The sequence below is a fragment of the Paenibacillus sp. V4I3 genome (assembly GCF_030817215.1).
Lineage (GTDB): Bacteria > Bacillota > Bacilli > Paenibacillales > NBRC-103111 > Paenibacillus_E.
In genome coordinates, this window is sequence record NZ_JAUSZA010000001.1 from 6,824,638 (window position 1) to 6,844,903 (window position 20,266).

A 20,266-nucleotide genomic window follows, 5' to 3' on the forward strand; every position below is an offset into this window, starting at 1 on the left:
TTTTTCATCTGTCTTTTATATGCAGCGCCCTGAATGATAGGACAAGAAATATTATTATATAGGCGGGAAATCAGAAGGCTGGGGTAAAATTCATCATTATGTAACTGCTGTCATTGAAACGTGTCACCCCAAGGGTTTCGGGTGCGAGCTTCTGATCACCTCACCACGGCGAATCGGGAGGCCACTTGACTGCCGGACGGACGCGCAGTCAGGGATAGACACAAGTCTTCAAACGGCCGATACTACGTACCGTTTTCCAGCTTCAGCATGGAATCCGATACAACCGTTCTCTTCTTGAGAATAATGTGCTTCTTCGCCATCCTGCGTAATCCTGACCTTTTGCTTGGCGAGGACTTTGCAGGTCTGTGTTATGGAAACGGCGATTTCCGCCTTTGACAATACGCCATTCTCCCACTCAAGATCGACCTCATACCCCCCTCTGCCCCGCAAGCCTTTGACATATCCGTCTTTCCAGGCATCGGGCAACGCCGGCAGGAGTTCCAAGCAGCCTTGATGCGATTGCAGCAGCATCTCTGCAATCCCCGCTGTGGCGGCAAAGTTACCGTCGATTTGGAAAGGAGGATGCGCGTCGAACAGATTGGCGTAAACACCGCCTCGGCCACGATGAATCGAATCTTCTCCCTTAACGAGCGACAGTAAAATCGAGATTAACCGCTCAGCGCGGTTGCCGTCCTTGAATCTTGCCCATAGGCCGATTTTCCAGCCCAGACTCCAGCCCGTTCCCCCGTCTCCCCTTATTTCAAGCGATGTCTTCGCAGCTCGGAACAGATCGGGAGCAGACTGCTCCGTAATCAGACGCCCCGGATAAACTCCGACAAGATGAGAGACGTGACGATGATGGACATCTTCCTCCTCGAAATCTTGGAACCATTCCTGCAATCGACCGTGCTTGCCGATTTGAAGTGGCAGCAGCTTTTGCTTCTTCTCTGCCAGTGTCTTTGCAAAATCTTCATCAATCCCAAGCAGGTTCGCAGACATGATGCAGTTATCGAAACATTCGCCGATCAGAGACAGATCCATGGTCGTCGCCGCGCTTACGGCATGGCGCTTATCGCCAACCACGAACTTCATCTCGGGAGAGGTGGAAGGCGAAGTAATGAGATAACCATTTTGATCTTCGATGAGCCAATCCAGACAGAATAACGCCGCTTCCTTCATGATGGGGTACGCCGTATCCCTTAAAAACCTTTCATCCCCGCTGAAGGCATAATGTTCCCATAAGTGCTGGGTCAACCATACGCCTCCCATCGGCCAGTACGCCCATACCGGGTCTCCATCGCCATAATCGCCAATCGGTGCCGTTTGGGCCCAAAGATCCGAATTATGGTGCGCCACCCACCCTCTTGCGCCATAATTCGTTTCGGCCGTCTTCCTTCCATTCACTGCCAATCTGCGGATAAAATCAATCAACGGCTCGTGCAATTCCGCCATATTGCAAGACTCTGCCGGCCAGTAGTTCATCTCGGCATTGATATTAAGCGTATAGTTGCTGCTCCACGGCGCACGCGTTTCCTCATTCCATATGCCTTGCAGATTGGCAGGCTGGGTTCCCGGACGGGAGCTTGCGATCATCAAGTACCTTCCATAATGGAACAAAAGCTCCACCAGCCCCGGATCGCTGCTACCAAATTCGGCAATTCGCCGATCGGTCGGCATATCGGAGGAAGCTTTGGTCTCCCCGAGAGACAAGGCAACTCTGCCAAACAGCTTGTGATGATCCTCAAGATGCCGGTTTCGAATCTCCTCATACGGCTTAACGCGAACAGCCTGGATGGCATCCGTTGTGATTTGCCTCGGATCCCGTTCGGAATTGCTCGCGCCAATGCTTGCGTCAAAGGAGGTGGCCGCGCTGAAAACCAAGGTCGCGCTGGTCGCTCCGACAACGTGCAAACCGTCCGTATTAACCTTGAACGTCCCGCCTTCATGCACCACAGCCAATCCGCCGTGGAACTTCAAAGCTTTTGATGACTCAGGCGCGCCGTAAACAATGGGATTTTCCGAGTTGTAGTAGCTGGGCCATACTTGCTCAGGAGCTGTACCGGATATCATATATTGTTTTTGATCGGCATCAAAGGACGATGCATAATGAATGGGACTGTCCAGCCAGGCCCGAAAATCGAGCATCCCTTCCTTGCTCGACGTCAGACGCACGACAATGGATTGATCGGGATAAGAAGCGAATGTTTCTCGGGTATACTGAACGCCGCCAACGTTATAGGTAACCGTCACGAAGCCGGTTGACAGATCAAGCTTCCGGCTGTATTGGTGTTTCACATCGCCATGATGCATCACGAAACGCAAGTCTCCGAAAGGCAAATAGGATTGCGTATAGGGACCCATCATTTCCTTGCAGAGACGATCCGCTTCCTCATAGTTCTCTTGGGCAATAAGCTCTCTCACCTTCGGCAACACTTCTTTGGCCCCCGGATTATTCCAATCTTTAGGGTAACCGGACCAAAGCGTGTCCTCATTCAATGCAATGCGTTCTTTCTCAACTCCGCCAAATATCATCGCGCCAAGTCTTCCGTTTCCAACGGGAAGGGCTTCCGTCCAATAAACGGCGGGGGACTGAAATTGTATTTTCATGGTGATTTCCTTTCCTTCTATTTCAGAATTTTACTCGTTGTTCATACCGAATAATCGAAACGATCTCAGGTTTGCAGGCACCTTTGCCAGTAAAGCTGTGAATAAGATTCTCGCATAACGGCAAGCATTCGGGGCGAGCAACTCGTACACGTGCCGCCAATTCCCCAGAAGGTCGCTTCCGACCAGAATAGAATGCCTTACTCGTCGCAAGCGCGGGTAAAAACCGGATCCCAGAAAGGCAGCTCGGGCTGCATATATATGCATTCCCGGTCTGCCGCTTCGAATTCAGCTTCAGTCGGGCACCAGGAGTGGAAGCGGTAATGGTGGTTAATGCCATACTGCTTTGCCGTACGGAATAGCTGCACCTTGGCACTGCCTGTCCGGCTTACTCGCAGGTCGGAGGCATAAGCTTCAGTTCAAACGGCCGGTCTCGGTCGCATACCAGCTTACCGTCAACAACGTCCAATTGGGCTACTTGTATGGAGGAACGCCGTGTACCGTAGGTGTAGGAAGGAGGCTCTTGCCCGGTTAATCTCTCCGGATGGGTGAAATAAAAGATATATGCTTCGTCCCCTGAGCAGACTACATCCGCATGCAAGCCAATCGTGCCGTCATCTTCCCTCGAGCTTGGCTGATCGAGAATGAGGCCGTTCCGTTCCCAGTTGATCAAATCATCCGATCGGTATACACCTTGCCCTCTCCACTCGTCCACGATTAACCAATAATATTCTTTGAACCGAAAGACATTAGGCCCTTCATGTCCCCGTCCCTCGATAATCAGCCCTACACGTTCCCAATGGTATAGATCCTTGCTGTCGGCGGCGTAGGTGTTGTTGTCTTCTTTGAACCACATTCTGAACAGGCCGTTAGGGAGACGGTAAATACAAGCATCTATAATATTTCTCTCGCTGATATCCAGCCTGGACTGAAACGTCCAATTGAGGAGATCCGGACTTGTATAATGGAGCATGTCCGCCCGACCTACCCAATCCTCAGGTACCCCTTGAATATAAGAGACATATATATGGTAAATGCCTTCATGCCAGTAAATCTCAGGCGCCCAGAACGTATTTCTTCCCCATTCGATGTCCAGCCCCGGGAGCGTTCCCCGGTAAACCCAATCGTTCCCGTCTTTGGATGAAGCAACGCCGAGATCAGTGCCGTGCACCCAGGCAAACCGGCGATCTTCCGCCGTTGCCCTGCGGTTTGTGTAAATCATCCACCATTCCTTGGCTTCTCTGTTCCAAATAACGACCGGATCCGCTGCTCCGTCATAAATAGGGTCTCGATACAATGGCGTTTTCATCATAGCCTCCAGTGTGTGCTCGTCATGTTTAGGATATGCTTATATTACTTAATCAAAAACCGTTGTTGCTCTAACGTCATGTGCCGTAATACTTCAAGCCGAAATGCAGTCGGCCAAGCCACCAGCCATTGGGACACTTGGAACGTATTCTACCATCGGGTATGATAGAACCCCTCGTCTTGACTGTCTCTTTCCATACTGGATTGCCGGTCAATTCGGCGAGCGCAAACCAATCTACCACGAATGCGAGTCCCTACGGATCGATGTGATGATGCTGCACGGATACCGCCGTTGGTCATGGTCGACGAGCCGCCGCTGGGGCTATTGTGGCTTATATTGCTCCTGCGACCTCATAACAAAATTGGTCTACATCAATATAACCCTGTTCACTCTCGCAGTTATAGCTGTATACCCCGATCCGATCTCCCCTATAATTCCCCCACCCCAACTGATAGGCGTCTCCAAAGCTCGTGAAATGTACCCCATCGACGCTATATTCGAAACGGTTGATTCCGTCTAAGTTCCACACAGACCTTAACCATAGGGTGCAACCTGATAATTCCGGCCCCCACGCAATCGTCCCCGAATGGTTAAACTTCAGAACCCTTGTTCCATTCTGTTGTTGTACGCCAATCTTGCAATAGGTTTGTGCAAAATGGCAAAGCCCCGCTTCTTGCCCGTCTGCCATGCCGCTGATCTCTATTTTTACGGTTGCTGTATTGTGAACGGTTCTAAACGCTCTTTGCGAAATGATGTTGCTTACGGTAAAGAAACTGTCCTTATCGATGGGTTGGCATGCGTATAGACGCAAATAGCCGGGCCGTTCCGCTAACGACCATTTGTCGGCTTTCGGCTGATGGTTCCATTCCCAATACGGCTCGAGCACCGCCCGGTCAAAATCGTCAGTTGTGGCAAGAACCGTCGCGGGATGTCCGTTTATGGGCTTCCTGCCTCCCCATACCATCTCTCCGATTCCGTCGCCGTCCGTATCGTTTCCGATAATCGGCCATCCGTCAACCCACGTTACGGGCAGCAAGTGAAGCGGTCTCCCCTCGTACTCGCCCGTTCCTTGATGCGAAATGAAATACCAATCACCGGAAACGGTCTGGACAAGTCCGCCTTGATTCGGCTCCCGGTCTACATCCTTGCCGTGCGTATGGATAATCTCCTTCTCCTCGTAGGGCCCATAAATATGTTCGGCCCTTAACATCATAACAATTCTGACTTCAATGCCTTCCCTACGGTGAACCTCGCTGTGGAAAAAATAGTAGGTTCCGTTTATTTTGTAGAGCTTATTGGCTTCGCTCCCTTTGTGCTGATGAATAATCGTATCGCTGTCATGCAATAGTTCTTTGCCGTCTTCACTTAATTTAAATAAATGGATATTATAGTTATCGGCAAAATTAGTGGCAACAAAGTAGCCTTGTCCGTCATCGTCCCAAAACGGACAGCAGTCGTCCCAGCCGCTAACCTCCCAAACTTGATGAAGCGGTTCCCAAGGTCCCGCCGGATCGGCAGCCGTGCTCATAAACAATCCTTCATCGGGCGTGAAAAAATACACCCAATATTTATCTTTGTGGAATCGGATGGCGCCTGCCCATACTCCTCTGCCATAACGGTTCATCCGATTGTAATTGTATTCCGGGCCGATGCTTGTCAAATCGTCCACAACATGCCCGATCATTCTCCAATTCACAAGATCTTTGGAATGCAGTACCGCCATCCCCGGAGAGCAATGCAATGTAGAGGAGATGCAGTAATAATCATCTCCGACTCGAATGACATCCGGATCGCTATAATCTCCCGGCAAGACAGGATTGACATAGGTGCCGTCCCCCTGATCTCCCCAAGCTCCCTTCTTCGATAACAGATTGTAGTTATCTTCCATAACAGGGTCATCCTTTCCGTTCTAAAAGAATATTATATTTTTCCGATGAGATACTCTTGTTTTCCGTCCCGTAAAAATACCGGAATCGTGCTTAGTTGAGCTTCAACATAGATGGTTTGTCCGCCTTCGAAGAACCTTCCTGTACGTGCATCCGTCCATCTTGATGTTCGCCTCAGGCGATTCAGTCAATAATTACCTGATCGTACGTGCTCTCCATGTCTTTGTTTAGAGAGTACAGCAGATAATAACGTCCATTCACAACCCCGCGAAATGACTGTGGGTAAGCTTGTTCATCGTACAAACAGAATCTCACATCTTAGCCCCCTTACTCTTGATGTGCTGGAACTTCTCACGTAACTCTAATCACTCTCGGTTCCCGGTAGGGAAAGTTGAACAATATATATCGAAAAATAATGGTAACCGAATACAGCGGTCCTGACGTATAGGTATTGGCGTAATTTTCCTTTTTCGTACATACGCACAATTTCCGACACATTAGTCATAAGTATCATTCAACGGATCAGAATAAAGCTCCACCGCCGAACCAATGACGGAAAGTCCGGAACACGACGTGCATGTTCCGGACTTCCTCTGGTTCATTCACTGTCGCTGCATTCTACTCGTTCATTACAGCCGCTATTTCCTGATCGGTTAAAGCAACGTTATAGATGCGGAAGTCGTCCACCCGTCCGTCGAGGTACGGATTTGCGGAGAATTGCGAGCGGCCGATCCAGTTCTGCGTGGTAACGCCAAGTTGGGAAGGTCTGATGTTGATGTTGCTGCTGCCTACCTTCTGGCCATCGACGTAAAGCGTTCCCGTAGCGCCGTCCAGGGTTACGGCCACATGATGCCAGCCGCCGGTTGGCATCGCCGCAATGCCGTCGATGACTTGCTCGCCACCGCCGTTTTTGATCCCGACACGGATGACGCCGGTTGTCCCGTTTTGCGGCGTCAGGTAGAAGTAGTTGTTCGTTCCGAGACCGAAGTCGAAGATGCGGCTCCAGTTGCTCACGGTGTCCAAATTCACCCAGGCTGCTACAGTAATTGCCTTAGCGCTGGAAACAACGCCTGCTGGCAATGCAACATATTGGCTTGTTCCGCTCAGGTCCACCGCGTTGCCCTTAATGCCGGTTGTCCAGCTGGCGCCGCCTGTCAGGGTGCCGTTCCAGCCGTTGCCGGTCACATCGGAGGCCGTCGTTCCGCTCGCTTCGTTAAGCGGAAGCTCTGCCATCGGCAGCACCGTTTGCCCATTCGCGAGATGCATGATTTGCGATGCGGACATAGCGCTATTATAGATCCGGAAGTCGTCCACACGTCCGTCGAGATACGGATCGGTGGCGTATTGGGAGCGCCCGATCCAGTTTTGCGTGGTGGCTCCCATATCGGACGGTTTCAGGGTCATGCCGGTATTGGTGCCTACTTGAACTCCGTCAACGTAGAGGATGCCTGTCGAGCCGTTCAAGGTGACAGCTACATGATGCCAGCCTCCGGTCGGCAGCGCCGCCTGCCCGTCAATGATTTGTTCGCTTGAATTATTGTTCTTGATCGCAAAGCGGATTTTGCCGTTTGCTCCGTTTTTCGGCGAGAGGAACATATAGGTAGACGATCCGGAACCGAAATCGAAGATCCGATTCCAGTTGCTCACCGTATCCAGATTCACCCAAGCCGCTACGGTGATCTTGTCATCGCCGGAAACGACGCCCGTAGGAAGAGCGACATATTGGCTCGTTCCGCTCAGGTCTACGGCATTGCCGCTCTTGCCGGCCACCCGGCTCGCGCCGCCAACCAATGTGCCGTTCCAGCCATTGCCGGTTGCATCAATTGCCGTCGTTCCGCTAGTCTCGTCAAACGGCAGCTGCGCCATAGTCAGGGTATCGCCTGTCTCTCCGAATACCTTGAACTCTTTAATGCTGGCCGTTACGCCGCTCGGCAGTCCAGTCACGGTAACTCGGACATAGCGGGCGGTTGCAACAAAGTAATCGTATTGAACCTGGCTAAAGTTGCTATTACCGGTCTTGTTGATTTTTGTAGTCCAGTTGACATTATCATTGGACACATCAATGGTATACTTATATGCTTGACCGTCCTGTGCCCACATCACCTGGGTACCGTTATTGATCGTCAAGCCTCTGCCAAGGTCTACCGTCCACGTATGGCCGGTTAACGCATCAGCGGCGGTCCAACTCGTCGATGTGTCCCCGTCGTTTCCGCTCGAAGCCGGATTTCCTGCCGCCGAGCTATCCGCCGTTGCGGTCTTGCCAAACGCCAGATCGGTCGGGTCTCCGAATACCTTGAAATCGCTTATACCGGCGCTAACGCCGCTTGGCAGTCCGGTAACCGTAATTCTGAAATGGCTACCAGAAACGCCATCAGAAGAGACAAGACTCTGGACCGTTTTTTTCTAAACTGACTTTTAACCATATGATCACCCCTTCTTTGATGAAAAACTAATTTTAAAACGCATACAAAAAATCCGGTTTGATAATCCCCCTTTCCCTTATGCTTATCAGGAACAAGAGAAGCTTCACGAACATGATGCGTATGGTTCGGAAGCTTCTTCGTGTCACTGAACTGTCATGAAAAAGGAGTTGTTACTTGATACCTCTCTTGGCTACCTCATCGTTCACTTCTTTGATGGCTTCAGGCACACCTTTGGAGTCGTAACTCTTAACAATTTCTTTCCACTGGGCAATCGGATCCCCTTTGCCCAAAATCACTTTAATGATGTCATTCTGGATATCGGGGTCTAGAGCCGCAAACTTGTTTTTAGCTGGAGTCGATATCGCATTGAAATCAAAGTTGACAGGCATCAGCGTATTTTCCTGTTTATAGCGATTCCACGTTTCAATTTGCAGCTTCAGCAGTGCGGCTCCTTCAGGATCGGAGCTTACCACTTTTTTGCCCTTATACAGGAGGGGGTCCCATGCGGCAAGCCAAACCAGTTTTGACGTGATCGGGTATTTGTCGGCGAGCGTTTCACCGGCTTTCAACAGGGAAACGTATTGTCCATTTTCCACTTTATAATCGATATTCTCGATTCCGTTAATCCCCAGGATCCTATACTCGTCAGACAGCATGTAATCCAACACTTGGAGAGAACGTTTGAATTTATCATCGCTAATGGTACTTGCGAAAAACGTATTGGACCAGAAAGGCGCTCCCGCAGTCGAATAGCGCTTTCCGTCGGCCGCAGGCCAGATGTTCAAGTAACCCATTGCTTTCGAAGGGCTGACGCCAGGATTCGCTTTTTTGAATGCGGATACTTGTTCATCAGTCACGCCTTCCATGCCATAAAGCGCAAAGCTTTGGCCGGACAAAAACTTGTTGGTGCCGTCGGCGTCTTTCTGGATGGCAAAGTCCTTGTCAAGAATACCTTCCGAATAGAGCGTGCGAAGCTGCTTGATACCCGGATAGGCTTTCTCGGACGTAAAAGCGGGAATCCACTTGCCGTTTTCCTGGGTCCAGTTATTGCTAAACACCATTTCGGGGAAGCTTCCCAAGAATTGCGTTAACAGATAGCCTTTCGAATTAATCGTCAAACCGGTGACACCGGGGTGTTTCTGTATGACTGCTTTGGTCATGGCCAAGAATTCGTCAAAGCTTGCCGGTTCCTTGGTAAATCCGGCTTCCTCCGCCCAATCCTTCCGATAACGGATGGGCCTGCCCAGCCTGCCATCGCCGATATCCTCACCGCCAAAACGCGGAACCGCATAATATTTCCCATCCACTTTTAACGGCTGCAAGGCCGGTTCCACAGCCGGACTGGAAAAGAGCTTTTTCAAATTCGGATACGGGCTCAGATCGTCGGGGAGCGGCTTGATGACGCCTTGCTTGGCCCAGGTTTGGTACAACCCCATATCAACCTCGTTGGCGAACATGTCGGGAAGCTGCTTGGACGCTGCCCATACCTTTGCTTTCTCCTGCCAGTCGTTCCAGGTAATCTGCACCGGTTTGATCGTGATGTTGAATTTCTTGGTCAAATCGTTGTAAACGGTGTCATTTTTTGCATTTGAAGCGTTAAAGCCTGTCTCAATGTCCCATACTGCAACGCTGAGCTCCAATGGCTTGCTCATTGCCGTATCATCTGGCTTCTGTGATGCGTTTGACGTTACGCTTGGGGTATTTGTCTTGCTCTCCTCTTTGCTGCAGGCGGATAGCGCCGTACCTGCAAGCAAAATCAAAGCCGAACATGCTAATGCTCTTTGTTTGGACATCATTTTTATAAACCCTCCTTGTATTTTTGAAGCTCAGGATGTATATAATAACGGCCGAAGCCACTATTATCATTCTTTGACGGAGCCAATCATAACTCCCGCATTGAAGTGTTTCTGCACGAATGGATAAACCATTAATATGGGAATGGCGGAGACGATGATCATCGCTGACTTTACCGATTCCGGGTAAACGTTTTGCATTTGTGCGGCTAACTGTTGGCCTGCCGGGTTGTTGATCGACTGACTCAGATTGGTTATCGTGTCTCTTAATACAAGCTGCAAGGGATGCAAGTTTATATCGTTGATAAACAACATAGGAAGCCACCATTCATTCCAGCGATCAACCGCATAAAACAAGGACATGGTCGCCATGATCGGCAACGAAACGGGTATGACGACGCGAATGAGGATACTAAGATCGTTAGCCCCGTCAATTTTGGCCGACTCCTCAAGAGCAGGATTGACGCTTCCGAAGAAGTTCTTCATCAGGATGAGGTTGAACGCGTTTACAGCCGCCGGCAAAATCATGACAAGTAAATTATTCTGCAAGTGCAGACCTTGAATCGTCAAATAATAGGGAATAAGACCGCCTGAAAAAAACATCGTAAAGATGATGCAAGTAAGGATCACGTTTCGGCCAGGCATCGAATTCTTGGATAACGCGTAAGCGCCTGTCGTCGTTACTACCAAATTTACCAATGTGCCTAACACGGTCACGAAGACCGATATAAGCAAACCTTTGACCACCTTGCCTTCATGAAAAATATATTGATACGAAGAGAGATCAATGGATCTCGGAAACAACATGACCCCTCCCGCTTTCCTGTCTAATATGGTAGACAAGGACAGAACGAGCGTTTGATAAAACGGGAATACAGCCGCGATCGCGCACAGCCCCAGGATGATCGCGATCAGCGCATTAGTAACCGATAAGCGCTTCAATAGAGGCCCCCCTCCTTCATAACATTCTTCACAAAAAAGTTTGATCCGAAAAGCAACAAGCAACTGATGACGGATTTCAGTAAACCAACCGTAGTGGAATAGCCGAACCCCGTTGCGTCTACAAAAGCGCTGCGATACACGTAGGTATCGAGAATATCGGCGCGTTCATAAACGGCCGGGTTATACAAATTGAAGATCTGGTCGAACCCGCCATTCATAATACCGCCGACGGCCAGAATAAGCAGAATAGCTGCCGTGGTACGAATCACTGGCCATGTAATGGCCTTCATTTGTTGATAACGGTTTGCGCCGTCTATGGCCGCCGCCTCATAAAGCTCGGGATTGATACCCGCGATGGCTGCCAGATAAATAATGGAGGACCAGCCTGCTTCTTTCCATATGTTCGACGTGAACAGCAGCGCCAGAAAACTTCCGTCGTGGATCAGGATCGTGTTTTTTCCCCATCCGAATAGCTGCAGGATCTGATTGAGCACGCCCTGATCGCTCAGGATACTCGTTATGATTCCGCTTAACACGACCCAGCTGATGAAATGCGGAAATGTAAATACGGTTTGATAGATCCGCTTTAATTTACCGTGTCGCATTTCATTCAGCAGGATCGCCAGCAGGATCGGGATCGGAAATTCGATAAGCAAACGCCCGAAGCTGATCAACAAGGTGTTGTTGAACGCATGCAGGAATTTCGGATCGCCCAGCACATCCCGAAAGTTTTGAAAGTTATTCCAGGGACTGTTCATGATGCCCAGAGAATAATTGAAGTCCTTAAAAGCCAAGATCACGCCGTACATAGGCACATACGCGAAGATCAGAAAGAACAGCACGGTTGGAAATACCATCAAGTAGAAGTACTTATGACGGACGATTTCCTGCCATTTGCGATTGGTTTTTCCCTTCAAACGCCCCTTGTATTTCGCGTGACTTACTGTATTTTGCATACCCCTCTCGCCTCCTATCTCGTCTATAAATCTATTGTAAAGGAAACGCTTCCATAGGGGTATGTCGTTAAATTAGTGTTATTCTTGTATTTTTCATGTAACTTTATGTCGAATTGGAGGAGAAATTGTCTTGCACCTAATTCAAGTACAAGTTTTCGATAAGGAATACAAAAAAAAAAAAAAACGGCCTCCGTTAATTAGGAGCCGGAAATATAGCCGTTCTGACTTTGGTCGTAACGATAGCTTCTTGGCGGACTGCCCATCATTTTTTTGAACATTTTACTGAAATAAAAATAATCCTGGTATCCTACCTGATCCGCTATATCGTTGATCGGAATGGACGTAGTTCTGAGCAACACCGAAGCGCGGTTCATTCTAAGACCGGTTAAGTGCTCGGTAAAGGTTTTATCCAGTTCTTTTCTGAATAATTGCGAGATATAATTCGAGTTTAAGTTGAATTGTTTACTTAAGCCCTGAATTGTAATGTCCTCGCCAAAGTGCTCGTTGATGTATTCCAGTATGGCAGAGAATGTATGAATGCGTCCAGACTGCATGGAAACATGCTGTTGATCAGTCTGCTCCCCCCGGAACAATCCCTTTAAATAATCGATCATATCCCGGACATCCTCAAACTGATCTGCCAAGTGTTCGAAAGAATAGAGGTATAAATCGTCCGAATCCATACCTTTTCGACTTAACTGCGTAATGCAATCGTTATACAACAACAGGGCATGCCGGATATTCAGAAGACCGCTCTGGAACATGGATAACAAGGAATCCATATGTGCGTTGAACGTCTGGTTATTTCCGTCTGTCGGCACTGCAAATGCCGACTTCGTGTCATTGGTTTTCCATGATTCTTCCCATGTGAAGATTTCGGCTAAAGTGAAATATTGATAGGCTTGAAGCTCTGCATCTTGGATAGCCTGTGTAAATCCTTCCGTATCGACACCCCGTTTGCTGAACCCGATTCCTTTTAAGAAATGACGACTTTCAGAAGCAAATTGGGTCATTAATTCGGTCGCATCACTGTCAGCCATCACGTATATAAACTTGCGATAACCGATACGCAACGTAATGCAAGGTGTTTTTTCATTGATCGGAAACTTGTCCCTTCTCACTGTAAGCATGATACGCAAATCTTCTTTTCCGGAACTTGTCATGCCGGCCAAAGCTAACTCACGCTGCAATCTGCTGGTTGCTTCTGGCGTACCGTTCTCGATCAAATCAAGTATTTCGCCTTCAGGCAACAGACGAAGGGTGTCTAATTCACGCTTGATCTTTTTAAGATACCCCATGATTTCCATCTCGTCGAAAGGTTTAAGGCAATAACCGGATATGTTATTCTGGATTGCTTTCTGCACAAGAGCAAATTCCGCCAGTCCGCTCACGATTATAAATTTGGCGGATATACCCGCATCGTCCAATCGTTTTTTCAGTTCCAGCCCGTTCATTCCGGGCATCCGGATATCGGAAAAAATCACGTCCGGTTGAATATGTTTGACAGCTTCCACTGCCTCCTCCCCGCTAAGCGCATATCCGACAACTTCATAGCCGCAGCCCTTCCAATCCACCGTCGCTATCAAGCTTTCTATAACCAGTTCCTCGTCATCCACAATAAAGACTTTATACATGACCTTCACCCCTAACCGGTATTGTAAGCGAGACCGTTGTTCCGCCTTCAAGCTCGCTCGTCATCCTGATGCCGTATGGTTCTCCGAAAATCATGCGGATTCTTTTATGGACATTTGCCAGTCCGATGCCGGATACGGAATCGCCATCAAGGCCATCTGTTGGCGATAAGCATTCCATTGTATTATTAATTTCCTCTAACTGTTCCAAACTTATTCCTGTACCGTTATCATTAACGGAGAGATACAGGTTCTCCCTGTCCCTATAGCCTTTTATCACCAACACACCAGTTTGTCTGAGCGGCTCAATGCCATGTTTGATGGCGTTTTCCACGATGGGCTGCAAGATCATTTTAGGGACAAGACATGCGAGGCATTCCGTAGGAATATCGTATTCCACATGCAAGCGTTCGCCAAATCGGATTTGATGAATGAAGATATAGTTTTTTATGATGATCCATTCTCTTTCCAAGGAAATCATATCAGGTCCCTTGATACTGTAACGGAAAAACATAGCTAGCGCCTTTGTCAGTTCGAATATTTTCGAAGAACCCTCTCTAGCGGCAAGACCTTTGATCGATTCCAGCGTATTGTATAAAAAATGCGGATTGATTTGGCTTTGCAAAAAGCTGAGTTCCGCTCTCCGTTTAATCAACTCCGACTCGTAGAGGACACGCTTGCTTTCCAGCAAATGATCCGTCAATTTCTCAATTTCCGCCAACATTTCATTGAAACGTGAAGCCATAATAATCATTTCCGCATAACCATCTACATCGATTCGTTTGCTGAGATGGTTTTTTTCCCCGAGACTCACTTCTCCCATCAACCTCATAAACTTCTTCAAAGGCAGCAGAATGTTATTGCTCACGAACAGAAGAGGTATAATCATCAATACGAGTGCAATTGCAACCATGATAAGCTGCTGTTGACGGATCACATTAAGACCTTGAAGGAGCACATGATTCGGCATGGCAATAACAATTTCACCGTCCATATCCGGAATAGCTTCCCTCTGAATCATATATAGACTGTTATGATTCAACAATCTATCTTTGGGAATCGGCTCCCCAAGTTTACTTGAATCATCATTCGTATAGAAGAGCCTTCCGTTACGATCAGCCATGTAGATTAAGGCACCCTCGGGTAAATTGACAGGGTTGCCGTCGCCAAAGAGCAGTCGATTGTCGATTATCAAAAGCAGAGTTCCAAGTTCACTATTGACGGCCTCAAAATCAGTTGTTGAATAGATTGGCACTCCCGCAACCAACACCGGCGTTGTAGTATAAGGTAAATCGATCATTTTAAGCCCCAAAAAATAGGACAAGTTATCTCTCGGAATTTCCCTGGAAATTGCTTCAATTTGAGCCGAATTGGCCAGGAAGTTGAATACGGCGCCGTTATTTTCAACCAGTGCAATATCCAAAATAGCCTTTTTCATTTTCCTCATATCTGACAAATAAGCTTTTAACTGGTTGAACATTTCTAACTTTTGGACTGGATTTTTTTCAGACAAAAAATTTTGTACGGTTTGTCCGTTATAGGCAATCGTTTCCATAATTCTTTTAACATCATTACTATTCGAAGAAATGGACTGGTTCAGTTGCGAAATAACACCTTTGATGTAATCGCTGTTATTCTTCTTTACGACATTGACGGCACGGTAATAATTCACAGCCATAATCGAAATCATAACCATAACAATTAATAAACCCAGTAAAGATAACTGCATCGTGATGGGAAGTTTTTTCAAATATGATCGTTTCATGTGATATGTCCTTTTTTTTCATTCTGTATTTGGAAAAAATTGAAAAAGTGCGCCAAACCAAGGATAATGGTATCTGCGAAGAAACCCATAAACCTTGAGAGGAGCACCTATATGTTGAATAGTAAACGATAATAATCCTCAAGTAAAGAGATACCAGAATTTTCACCGTAGTGGTAGCCGACCCTCTTCAAAAACCTTTTATGACGGAATGCAGGCGCAAGGACAGGACAATATCGTAAACCTAGTTCGCTGCGCTTGGGCAGTCAGCCAACGATATGGCGCATTAGTGTGGTCGGGAGATATTCATTCTTCATTTGAAGATTTCAGAGAACAAATCGTTGCAGGCCTTCATATGGGAATGGCAGGGATCTCTTGGTGGACGACGGATATCGGAGGCTTTGCAGGAGGTAACTCGGACAATCCCAAATTCCGTGAACTGCTGATCCGATGGTTCCAATGGGGGACTTTCTGTCCTGTTATGAGTTTGCATGGCGATCGCAGTGGAGGCAAGGATGTATTAAGAAAAGACGGCAGCAAAGCATTAAGTACCGGCGGAAACAACGAGGTATGGAGTTTTGGGGATGAGGGTGAAGGTGCAAGTTGGACGGATGCACGTACAGGAAGTATCTTCGAAGGCGGACAAACCATTCATGTTGAAGCTCTTCTAAGCAAGATTCCGGTATTTTTACGGGACGGAATGCAAGTAATTCCAGACGTTAAAGCAGTTTACGCAGCATTACATTGAACTATGTGCGACCTTCAGCAGTGATGCTTACCGCTCTTTCAATGCGCTCTCCAAGCAGGGATATGAGCAGTTTCAGTTTTTTTAATATTTTCTTCAACTTTCCGCCGATGAATTTGGTGTTGAATCATTTCAATAAATTCAGTGTCTAATTTTAGTTTCGTAGCTTCATTTAACATATTTAACAATTCTTCATTCGATAATGACCACACAACTTGTCATCTCTATTTGAAATCGCCTTCAAATAATATTATTCTTTGTTCTTTTAATGCTCCTGCGGTGAGTCCACTAACAAATTGTTTCTGAGCTAACAGGTAGGCGGCTACAACAGGAAAAGTTCCGAAAAACACGAAGGCAAACATATGACCCCAATTGGAAGAATGAGGACCTATTGCGGTATAAATGCCTAATGTAATGGTATGAACCTGCCCGATCAGGAGCGGTGTCAGGAAGTCATTCCACATCGAAAGCCCGATAAAGATTGCTGTTGTTGTACATGGTTTAAGTAGAGGAAATATGATTTGCCAAAACGTTCTGAGTTGTCCAGCCCCGTCAAGTGCTGCCGATTCTTCCAATTCTCTTGGTACTGACTGAAAAGATATCTTCCCCCTCATCTTTTCGATAAACGCCAGTCAAGATCTTCATGAGAGTTTATTTCCTGCTCCGTTTTCTCCAACCAGAGCATGAACCTCGCCGGGGAGCAATTCAAATTTGCAGTTGTTTTATGCATGCACACCGGGAAAATGCTTTTCAATTCCTTCCATTAGCATTAGCGGTTTACTCATCTTATCTCTCCCCCATTGCTTTATACTTGCATTTTAATTGTCTTTCCGATTAGTTGAAATTGATTATTTTATTAAAAAATATTCTCTGAAAAAAAGAAACCGTTCCTTCCGCAAATGGTAGATCGTACTCCCATTTTAGTTAAGAACGGTCTCTTACAATTATTTCACTACTCAACCTTTACAATTTGCTATTGCTGATTATACCCGGGGCCTGCTGTTCAATCCATGATCTCTAAAGTGATCTTGTAAACATAGATGCCCTTTTCGATTTTATATTCATCGTGAATATTTTTGGTCCAACCGTTGTCTCCGCCAAGACCTGCATGTTTGTAATCGATATGAAGGAAAACGGAATCGGATGTGCCAAGCTCATCTTCATAGGCGGCATTGTCATATTGTCCGATGCTGTATGGATGAATATCAAAATGGAAGTGACCCGCCGAGGTAACTTTTACCTTGCGATCATCCGCAGAAACATATAGATAACGGACATCTTCCTTGCCTCCGCATTCAACCGGTACGATGTAGGGAACATGTTGTTCTTCAACAGAGCTTTCATATATACCAACGAAGGCAGACGTTTTACGGTCCGCATAGTTTTCCCATGGCCCGCGACCATACCATCTGATATTCTTCCAGGCAGCAGAGAAGTTAAAGTTTAGGCCGATTCTCGGAATCGTATCGACATTGGCATTATTCACGACAGTGTTGGTAATTTCAATCCCTTTGCCGCCAATTGCATAGTCAGTTCGTGTTTCAATGCACCCATGATACAGAGCATGAACCTGAATGATAACGGAGGCAGGCGCAGCATATACCCGGATACGCATGATCTCTTTCTGATTGGAGTCCAGCCCAAGGCTTCTCCAATCATCCGCATAGTTCAGCGTCTCACCAGGTATACCAGCGTCTATCCCCGTTGGCGGGCGATAGAAATTGTTAGCTCCGCCCGTAAAGTAGTCCCGGTTCTTGTATCTCACAGAAATGAACTCTGCCGTTTCTTTCGAGAAGACTACGTTCGTATTTTCATTATGAATATGAATTCGATCTGCAGCTTCTTCATATACCAGGCTTCCACTTTCAATATCTCCGGTATGAATTTCATAAACGGAATCATTCAACTCGATCTGGCATGCATACATACAGGTTCCCTTATTTGCATAATAGGTGTCCTCGTTCAGATAAGAATAGAAATTCAGGTACGCTTCTCCAGAGACCTTGGTTGGATCATATGGTGCCTGAACACTGTCCATAGATCCGGCCGGCGTATTCAATTTGGGTAATGTACCGTTTTCGACAACCTCCCCGTCGCAAACAAGTTCCCAACCGATGTCAAGGTGGCTTAAGTCTCGATGCGTATAATGATTATATATTCGATAACTTTTGTTGCCATGAATAGGATAAGGCCGTTCAAAGTAATCGATCTGGACGGGAGACTGAACATATTTGATTTCATAGGCAGCCGGTTTCGGTGTTAAATCCGGAAATACAATACCGTTCAGGCACATATCGGGCGCAGCATCCATAATCTCTTCTTGGAATGCGCCGCCATAAACATATTTTTTGTTCCCGGATTCATCAGTCCTAACAAGCGCTTTATCCTGGAAATCCCAAATAAAACCGCCCTGAAACCGTGGGAATTTATGAATAAGGTCCCAAAATTCCTTGAAATTCCCGTTGCTGTTGCTTTTCGCGTACGCATATTCGCACATAATAAACGGCCGCAAATCTTCGCAGTTGGCCATGCAATCCAGGATCCAATCCTTCTGAGGATACATAGGTGCCACGATATCTGAAATATTGGCCGGAGGATTCAAGGACTCATACTGAACATATCTTGTTTTATCATATTCCTTCATCCAGCCGTACATTGCGGCATGGTTCGCTCCGTAACCGGATTCATTTCCCAGGGACCACAGAATGATCGAGGGATGATTCTTATCTCTTAGCACCATCCGTGCTGCACGTTCCATATAAGCATGCGTCCATTCGGGAGATGCGCTCAACTGGCCGCCGATGCCATGAGTTTCGATATTGGCCTCATCCACTACATAAATGCCCAATTCATCACAGAGGTCGTACCATTCGACTGCATGCGGATAGTGACTCGTTCTTACCGCATTGATATTAAGCGATTTCATGATCTTAATCTGCTCACGCATATACGCCGTTGACACCACGCGCCCGGTTTCGGGACAAAACGCATGAAGATTCGTTCCACGGATGATGAGACGTTTGCCGTTTATTTTCAATATCCCGTTCTTATCGATGCTAACTTCGCGAAAGCCGACATTTGAACTCTCGATGTCAACGACATTTCCGTCAGGGTCGATCATTTCCAATACCAATCTATAGAGGTAAGGAATTTCGTCGCTCCACAATTGGGGACTATTAATGGTTTGTTTGGCCTTCGCCGCATAGTTGTCTTGCAGGTAGGATCTGCAATCCGCAAACTTCGGCGTTTCAAATTGCGCGACCAATTTTTGATCGTGATCGTATAGAGACAGGCGCGTATGAGCTTCCCCGTAACAGCTTGCTTGATGATTAGGGTAAACCGTTACGGCTAATTCGGCATTGTCGTATTGACCCGAAAAGAGCGTTTCGATTTTATAATCATGAATGCGCATTCGCGGTTTGGCATAAATCAGAACATCTCTGTAGATCCCCGATAGATGCCAGTAGTCCTGATCCTCCAGATAAGTACCGGCTCCAAATCGCATCACCTGAACGGCTAAATGGTTCTGTCCCATTTGGATGTAATCCGTAATATCGAAAGAAGCGTTAAGCTTGCTGTCCTGCGAATAACCGACGAGCTTCCCGTTTAACCACAGATAAAAGCAAGATTCCACGCCGGCAAAATCGATAAATAGATCTCGGTCTTTAAAATGTTCGAGAATTTCGAACGTGCGAACATAGCATCCGGTAAGGTTATCCTCTGGCACATAAGGCGGATTCAAAACAAATTCATCTTTCTTCAGTTGAATTTCATGATGAGAGTCCGCCCCCTTCTGTGCAAAGGGATACTTGATATTGGTGTACACTGGTTTTCCATATTCGAAAAGCTCCCAGTTGGAAGGAACCGGAATATCATCCCAACGGGACACGTCATATTCAGGATGATAGAACTCATCGGTTACCACGCCTGGAGACGAAAACAATTTAAATTTCCACGAGCCGTTTAAGCATTTTACATATTTGGACGTTCTGCGATTGCCGCTTAGCGCCTGTTCTACAGTTTCGTATACTCCGTACGGCTCATGCATGGGGTAACGGTTCTTTTGAGTGATATGCGGATTCTCCCAGTCTCTGTTCGGCTTCATACGTTTTAAATAATCCCCCCATCAATTGTTCTAATTGGTTGTACTATAAAATCGATATCCTTATAATATAAGGATAAGTCTTCATATGAAATGTTAAGTCTGGTAATTCA

The 20,266-nt window shown here is 47.1% G+C and carries 16 protein-coding genes and 1 pseudogene; 2 read left to right on the forward strand and 15 right to left on the reverse strand.

What is annotated here, in order from left to right; translation table 11 throughout:
• Positions 1-228: 228 nt before the first annotated feature.
• The 6 genes from QFZ77_RS31455 to QFZ77_RS31480 all read right to left on the reverse strand — a co-directional run bounded on the left by QFZ77_RS31455 (position 229) and on the right by QFZ77_RS31480 (position 8,070).
• The gene (locus QFZ77_RS31455; protein ID WP_307445961.1) at positions 229-2,607 is read right to left on the reverse strand and encodes a glycoside hydrolase family 95 protein; all 2,379 of its coding nucleotides are present in this window, start codon (positions 2,605-2,607) and stop codon (positions 229-231) included.
• Positions 2,608-2,804: 197 nt separating this feature from the next.
• The gene (locus tag QFZ77_RS31460) at positions 2,805-2,972 is read right to left on the reverse strand and encodes a hypothetical protein (protein WP_307445963.1); all 168 of its coding nucleotides are present in this window, start codon (positions 2,970-2,972) and stop codon (positions 2,805-2,807) included.
• A gap of 20 nt (positions 2,973-2,992) precedes the next feature.
• Entirely contained in the window at positions 2,993-3,916 is a 924-nt protein-coding gene (locus QFZ77_RS31465) for a glycoside hydrolase family protein (RefSeq protein WP_307445965.1), read from the reverse strand.
• Between the two features lie 328 nt (positions 3,917-4,244).
• The gene (locus QFZ77_RS31470) at positions 4,245-5,801 is read right to left on the reverse strand and encodes a glycoside hydrolase family 43 protein (protein ID WP_307445966.1); all 1,557 of its coding nucleotides are present in this window, start codon (positions 5,799-5,801) and stop codon (positions 4,245-4,247) included.
• Between the two features lie 181 nt (positions 5,802-5,982).
• On the reverse strand, positions 5,983-6,114 hold the full coding sequence (locus QFZ77_RS31475) for a hypothetical protein (protein ID WP_307445968.1): 132 nt from the start codon (positions 6,112-6,114) through the stop codon (positions 5,983-5,985).
• Positions 6,115-6,417: 303 nt separating this feature from the next.
• A complete protein-coding gene (locus QFZ77_RS31480) occupies positions 6,418-8,070 on the reverse strand; it encodes a LamG-like jellyroll fold domain-containing protein (protein WP_307449995.1) in 1,653 nt (550 codons plus the stop codon).
• On the opposite strand from QFZ77_RS31480, the gene QFZ77_RS31485 reads away from it, so the two are divergent.
• Positions 7,994-8,206, forward strand: a complete 213-nt coding sequence (locus QFZ77_RS31485) for a hypothetical protein (RefSeq protein WP_307445970.1) — start codon at positions 7,994-7,996, stop codon at positions 8,204-8,206. The two genes, QFZ77_RS31480 and QFZ77_RS31485, sit on opposite strands and share 77 nt — an antisense overlap.
• Before the next feature lie 186 nt (positions 8,207-8,392).
• On the opposite strand, the gene QFZ77_RS31490 is transcribed toward QFZ77_RS31485, so the two are convergent.
• The 5 genes from QFZ77_RS31490 to QFZ77_RS31510 form a co-directional block, all read right to left on the reverse strand.
• Positions 8,393-10,018, reverse strand: coding sequence for an extracellular solute-binding protein (locus tag QFZ77_RS31490; protein ID WP_307445972.1), 1,626 nt, complete (start codon positions 10,016-10,018; stop codon positions 8,393-8,395).
• A 66-nt stretch (positions 10,019-10,084) separates the two neighbouring features.
• The gene (locus QFZ77_RS31495) at positions 10,085-10,957 is read right to left on the reverse strand and encodes a carbohydrate ABC transporter permease (RefSeq protein ID WP_307445973.1); all 873 of its coding nucleotides are present in this window, start codon (positions 10,955-10,957) and stop codon (positions 10,085-10,087) included.
• The gene (locus QFZ77_RS31500; RefSeq protein ID WP_307445975.1) at positions 10,954-11,913 is read right to left on the reverse strand and encodes an ABC transporter permease; all 960 of its coding nucleotides are present in this window, start codon (positions 11,911-11,913) and stop codon (positions 10,954-10,956) included. Before QFZ77_RS31500 ends, QFZ77_RS31495 begins: the two co-directional genes overlap by 4 nt.
• Positions 11,914-12,110: 197 nt before the next feature.
• A complete protein-coding gene (locus QFZ77_RS31505; protein ID WP_307445977.1) occupies positions 12,111-13,547 on the reverse strand; it encodes a response regulator in 1,437 nt (478 codons plus the stop codon).
• Entirely contained in the window at positions 13,540-15,309 is a 1,770-nt protein-coding gene (locus tag QFZ77_RS31510) for a sensor histidine kinase (protein WP_307445979.1), read from the reverse strand. Before QFZ77_RS31510 ends, QFZ77_RS31505 begins: the two co-directional genes overlap by 8 nt.
• A 118-nt stretch (positions 15,310-15,427) precedes the next feature.
• Here QFZ77_RS31510 and QFZ77_RS31515 point away from each other — a divergent pair, with 118 nt between their 5' ends.
• Complete coding sequence (locus QFZ77_RS31515; RefSeq protein ID WP_307449998.1) at positions 15,428-16,054, forward strand: TIM-barrel domain-containing protein; 627 nt, start codon at positions 15,428-15,430, stop codon at positions 16,052-16,054.
• Positions 16,055-16,092: 38 nt separating this feature from the next.
• Here QFZ77_RS31515 and sda read toward each other — a convergent pair whose 3' ends face one another.
• The 4 genes and pseudogenes from sda to QFZ77_RS31530 all read right to left on the reverse strand — a co-directional run bounded on the left by sda (position 16,093) and on the right by QFZ77_RS31530 (position 20,156).
• Complete coding sequence (sda, locus tag QFZ77_RS38055; protein WP_373462692.1) at positions 16,093-16,263, reverse strand: sporulation histidine kinase inhibitor Sda; 171 nt, start codon at positions 16,261-16,263, stop codon at positions 16,093-16,095.
• Positions 16,264-16,275: 12 nt separating this feature from the next.
• Positions 16,276-16,665, reverse strand: a complete 390-nt coding sequence (locus QFZ77_RS31520) for a carbohydrate ABC transporter permease (protein WP_307445981.1) — start codon at positions 16,663-16,665, stop codon at positions 16,276-16,278.
• Positions 16,658-16,836: pseudogene (locus tag QFZ77_RS31525) on the reverse strand (ATP-binding cassette domain-containing protein); the annotation flags it as partial. The pseudogene QFZ77_RS31525 and the gene QFZ77_RS31520, both read right to left, overlap by 8 nt.
• Before the next feature lie 218 nt (positions 16,837-17,054).
• A complete protein-coding gene (locus tag QFZ77_RS31530) occupies positions 17,055-20,156 on the reverse strand; it encodes a glycoside hydrolase family 2 TIM barrel-domain containing protein (protein ID WP_307445983.1) in 3,102 nt (1,033 codons plus the stop codon).
• Positions 20,157-20,266 lie beyond the last annotated feature (110 nt).

What these genes read in the sequence shown, in the direction of transcription:
- QFZ77_RS31455 (WP_307445961.1), bottom strand. Translation starts at nt 2,607, where the DNA reads ATGAAAATACAATTTCAGTCCCCCGCCGTTTATTGGACGGAAGCCCTT.
- QFZ77_RS31465 (WP_307445965.1), bottom strand. Translation starts at nt 3,916, where the DNA reads ATGATGAAAACGCCATTGTATCGAGACCCTATTTATGACGGAGCAGCG.
- QFZ77_RS31470 (WP_307445966.1), bottom strand. Translation starts at nt 5,801, where the DNA reads ATGGAAGATAACTACAATCTGTTATCGAAGAAGGGAGCTTGGGGAGAT.
- QFZ77_RS31490 (WP_307445972.1), bottom strand. Translation starts at nt 10,018, where the DNA reads ATGATGTCCAAACAAAGAGCATTAGCATGTTCGGCTTTGATTTTGCTT.
- QFZ77_RS31500 (WP_307445975.1), bottom strand. Translation starts at nt 11,913, where the DNA reads ATGCAAAATACAGTAAGTCACGCGAAATACAAGGGGCGTTTGAAGGGA.
- QFZ77_RS31505 (WP_307445977.1), bottom strand. Translation starts at nt 13,547, where the DNA reads ATGTATAAAGTCTTTATTGTGGATGACGAGGAACTGGTTATAGAAAGC.
- QFZ77_RS31510 (WP_307445979.1), bottom strand. Translation starts at nt 15,309, where the DNA reads ATGAAACGATCATATTTGAAAAAACTTCCCATCACGATGCAGTTATCT.
- QFZ77_RS31520 (WP_307445981.1), bottom strand. Translation starts at nt 16,665, where the DNA reads ATGAGGGGGAAGATATCTTTTCAGTCAGTACCAAGAGAATTGGAAGAA.
- QFZ77_RS31530 (WP_307445983.1), bottom strand. Translation starts at nt 20,156, where the DNA reads ATGAAGCCGAACAGAGACTGGGAGAATCCGCATATCACTCAAAAGAAC.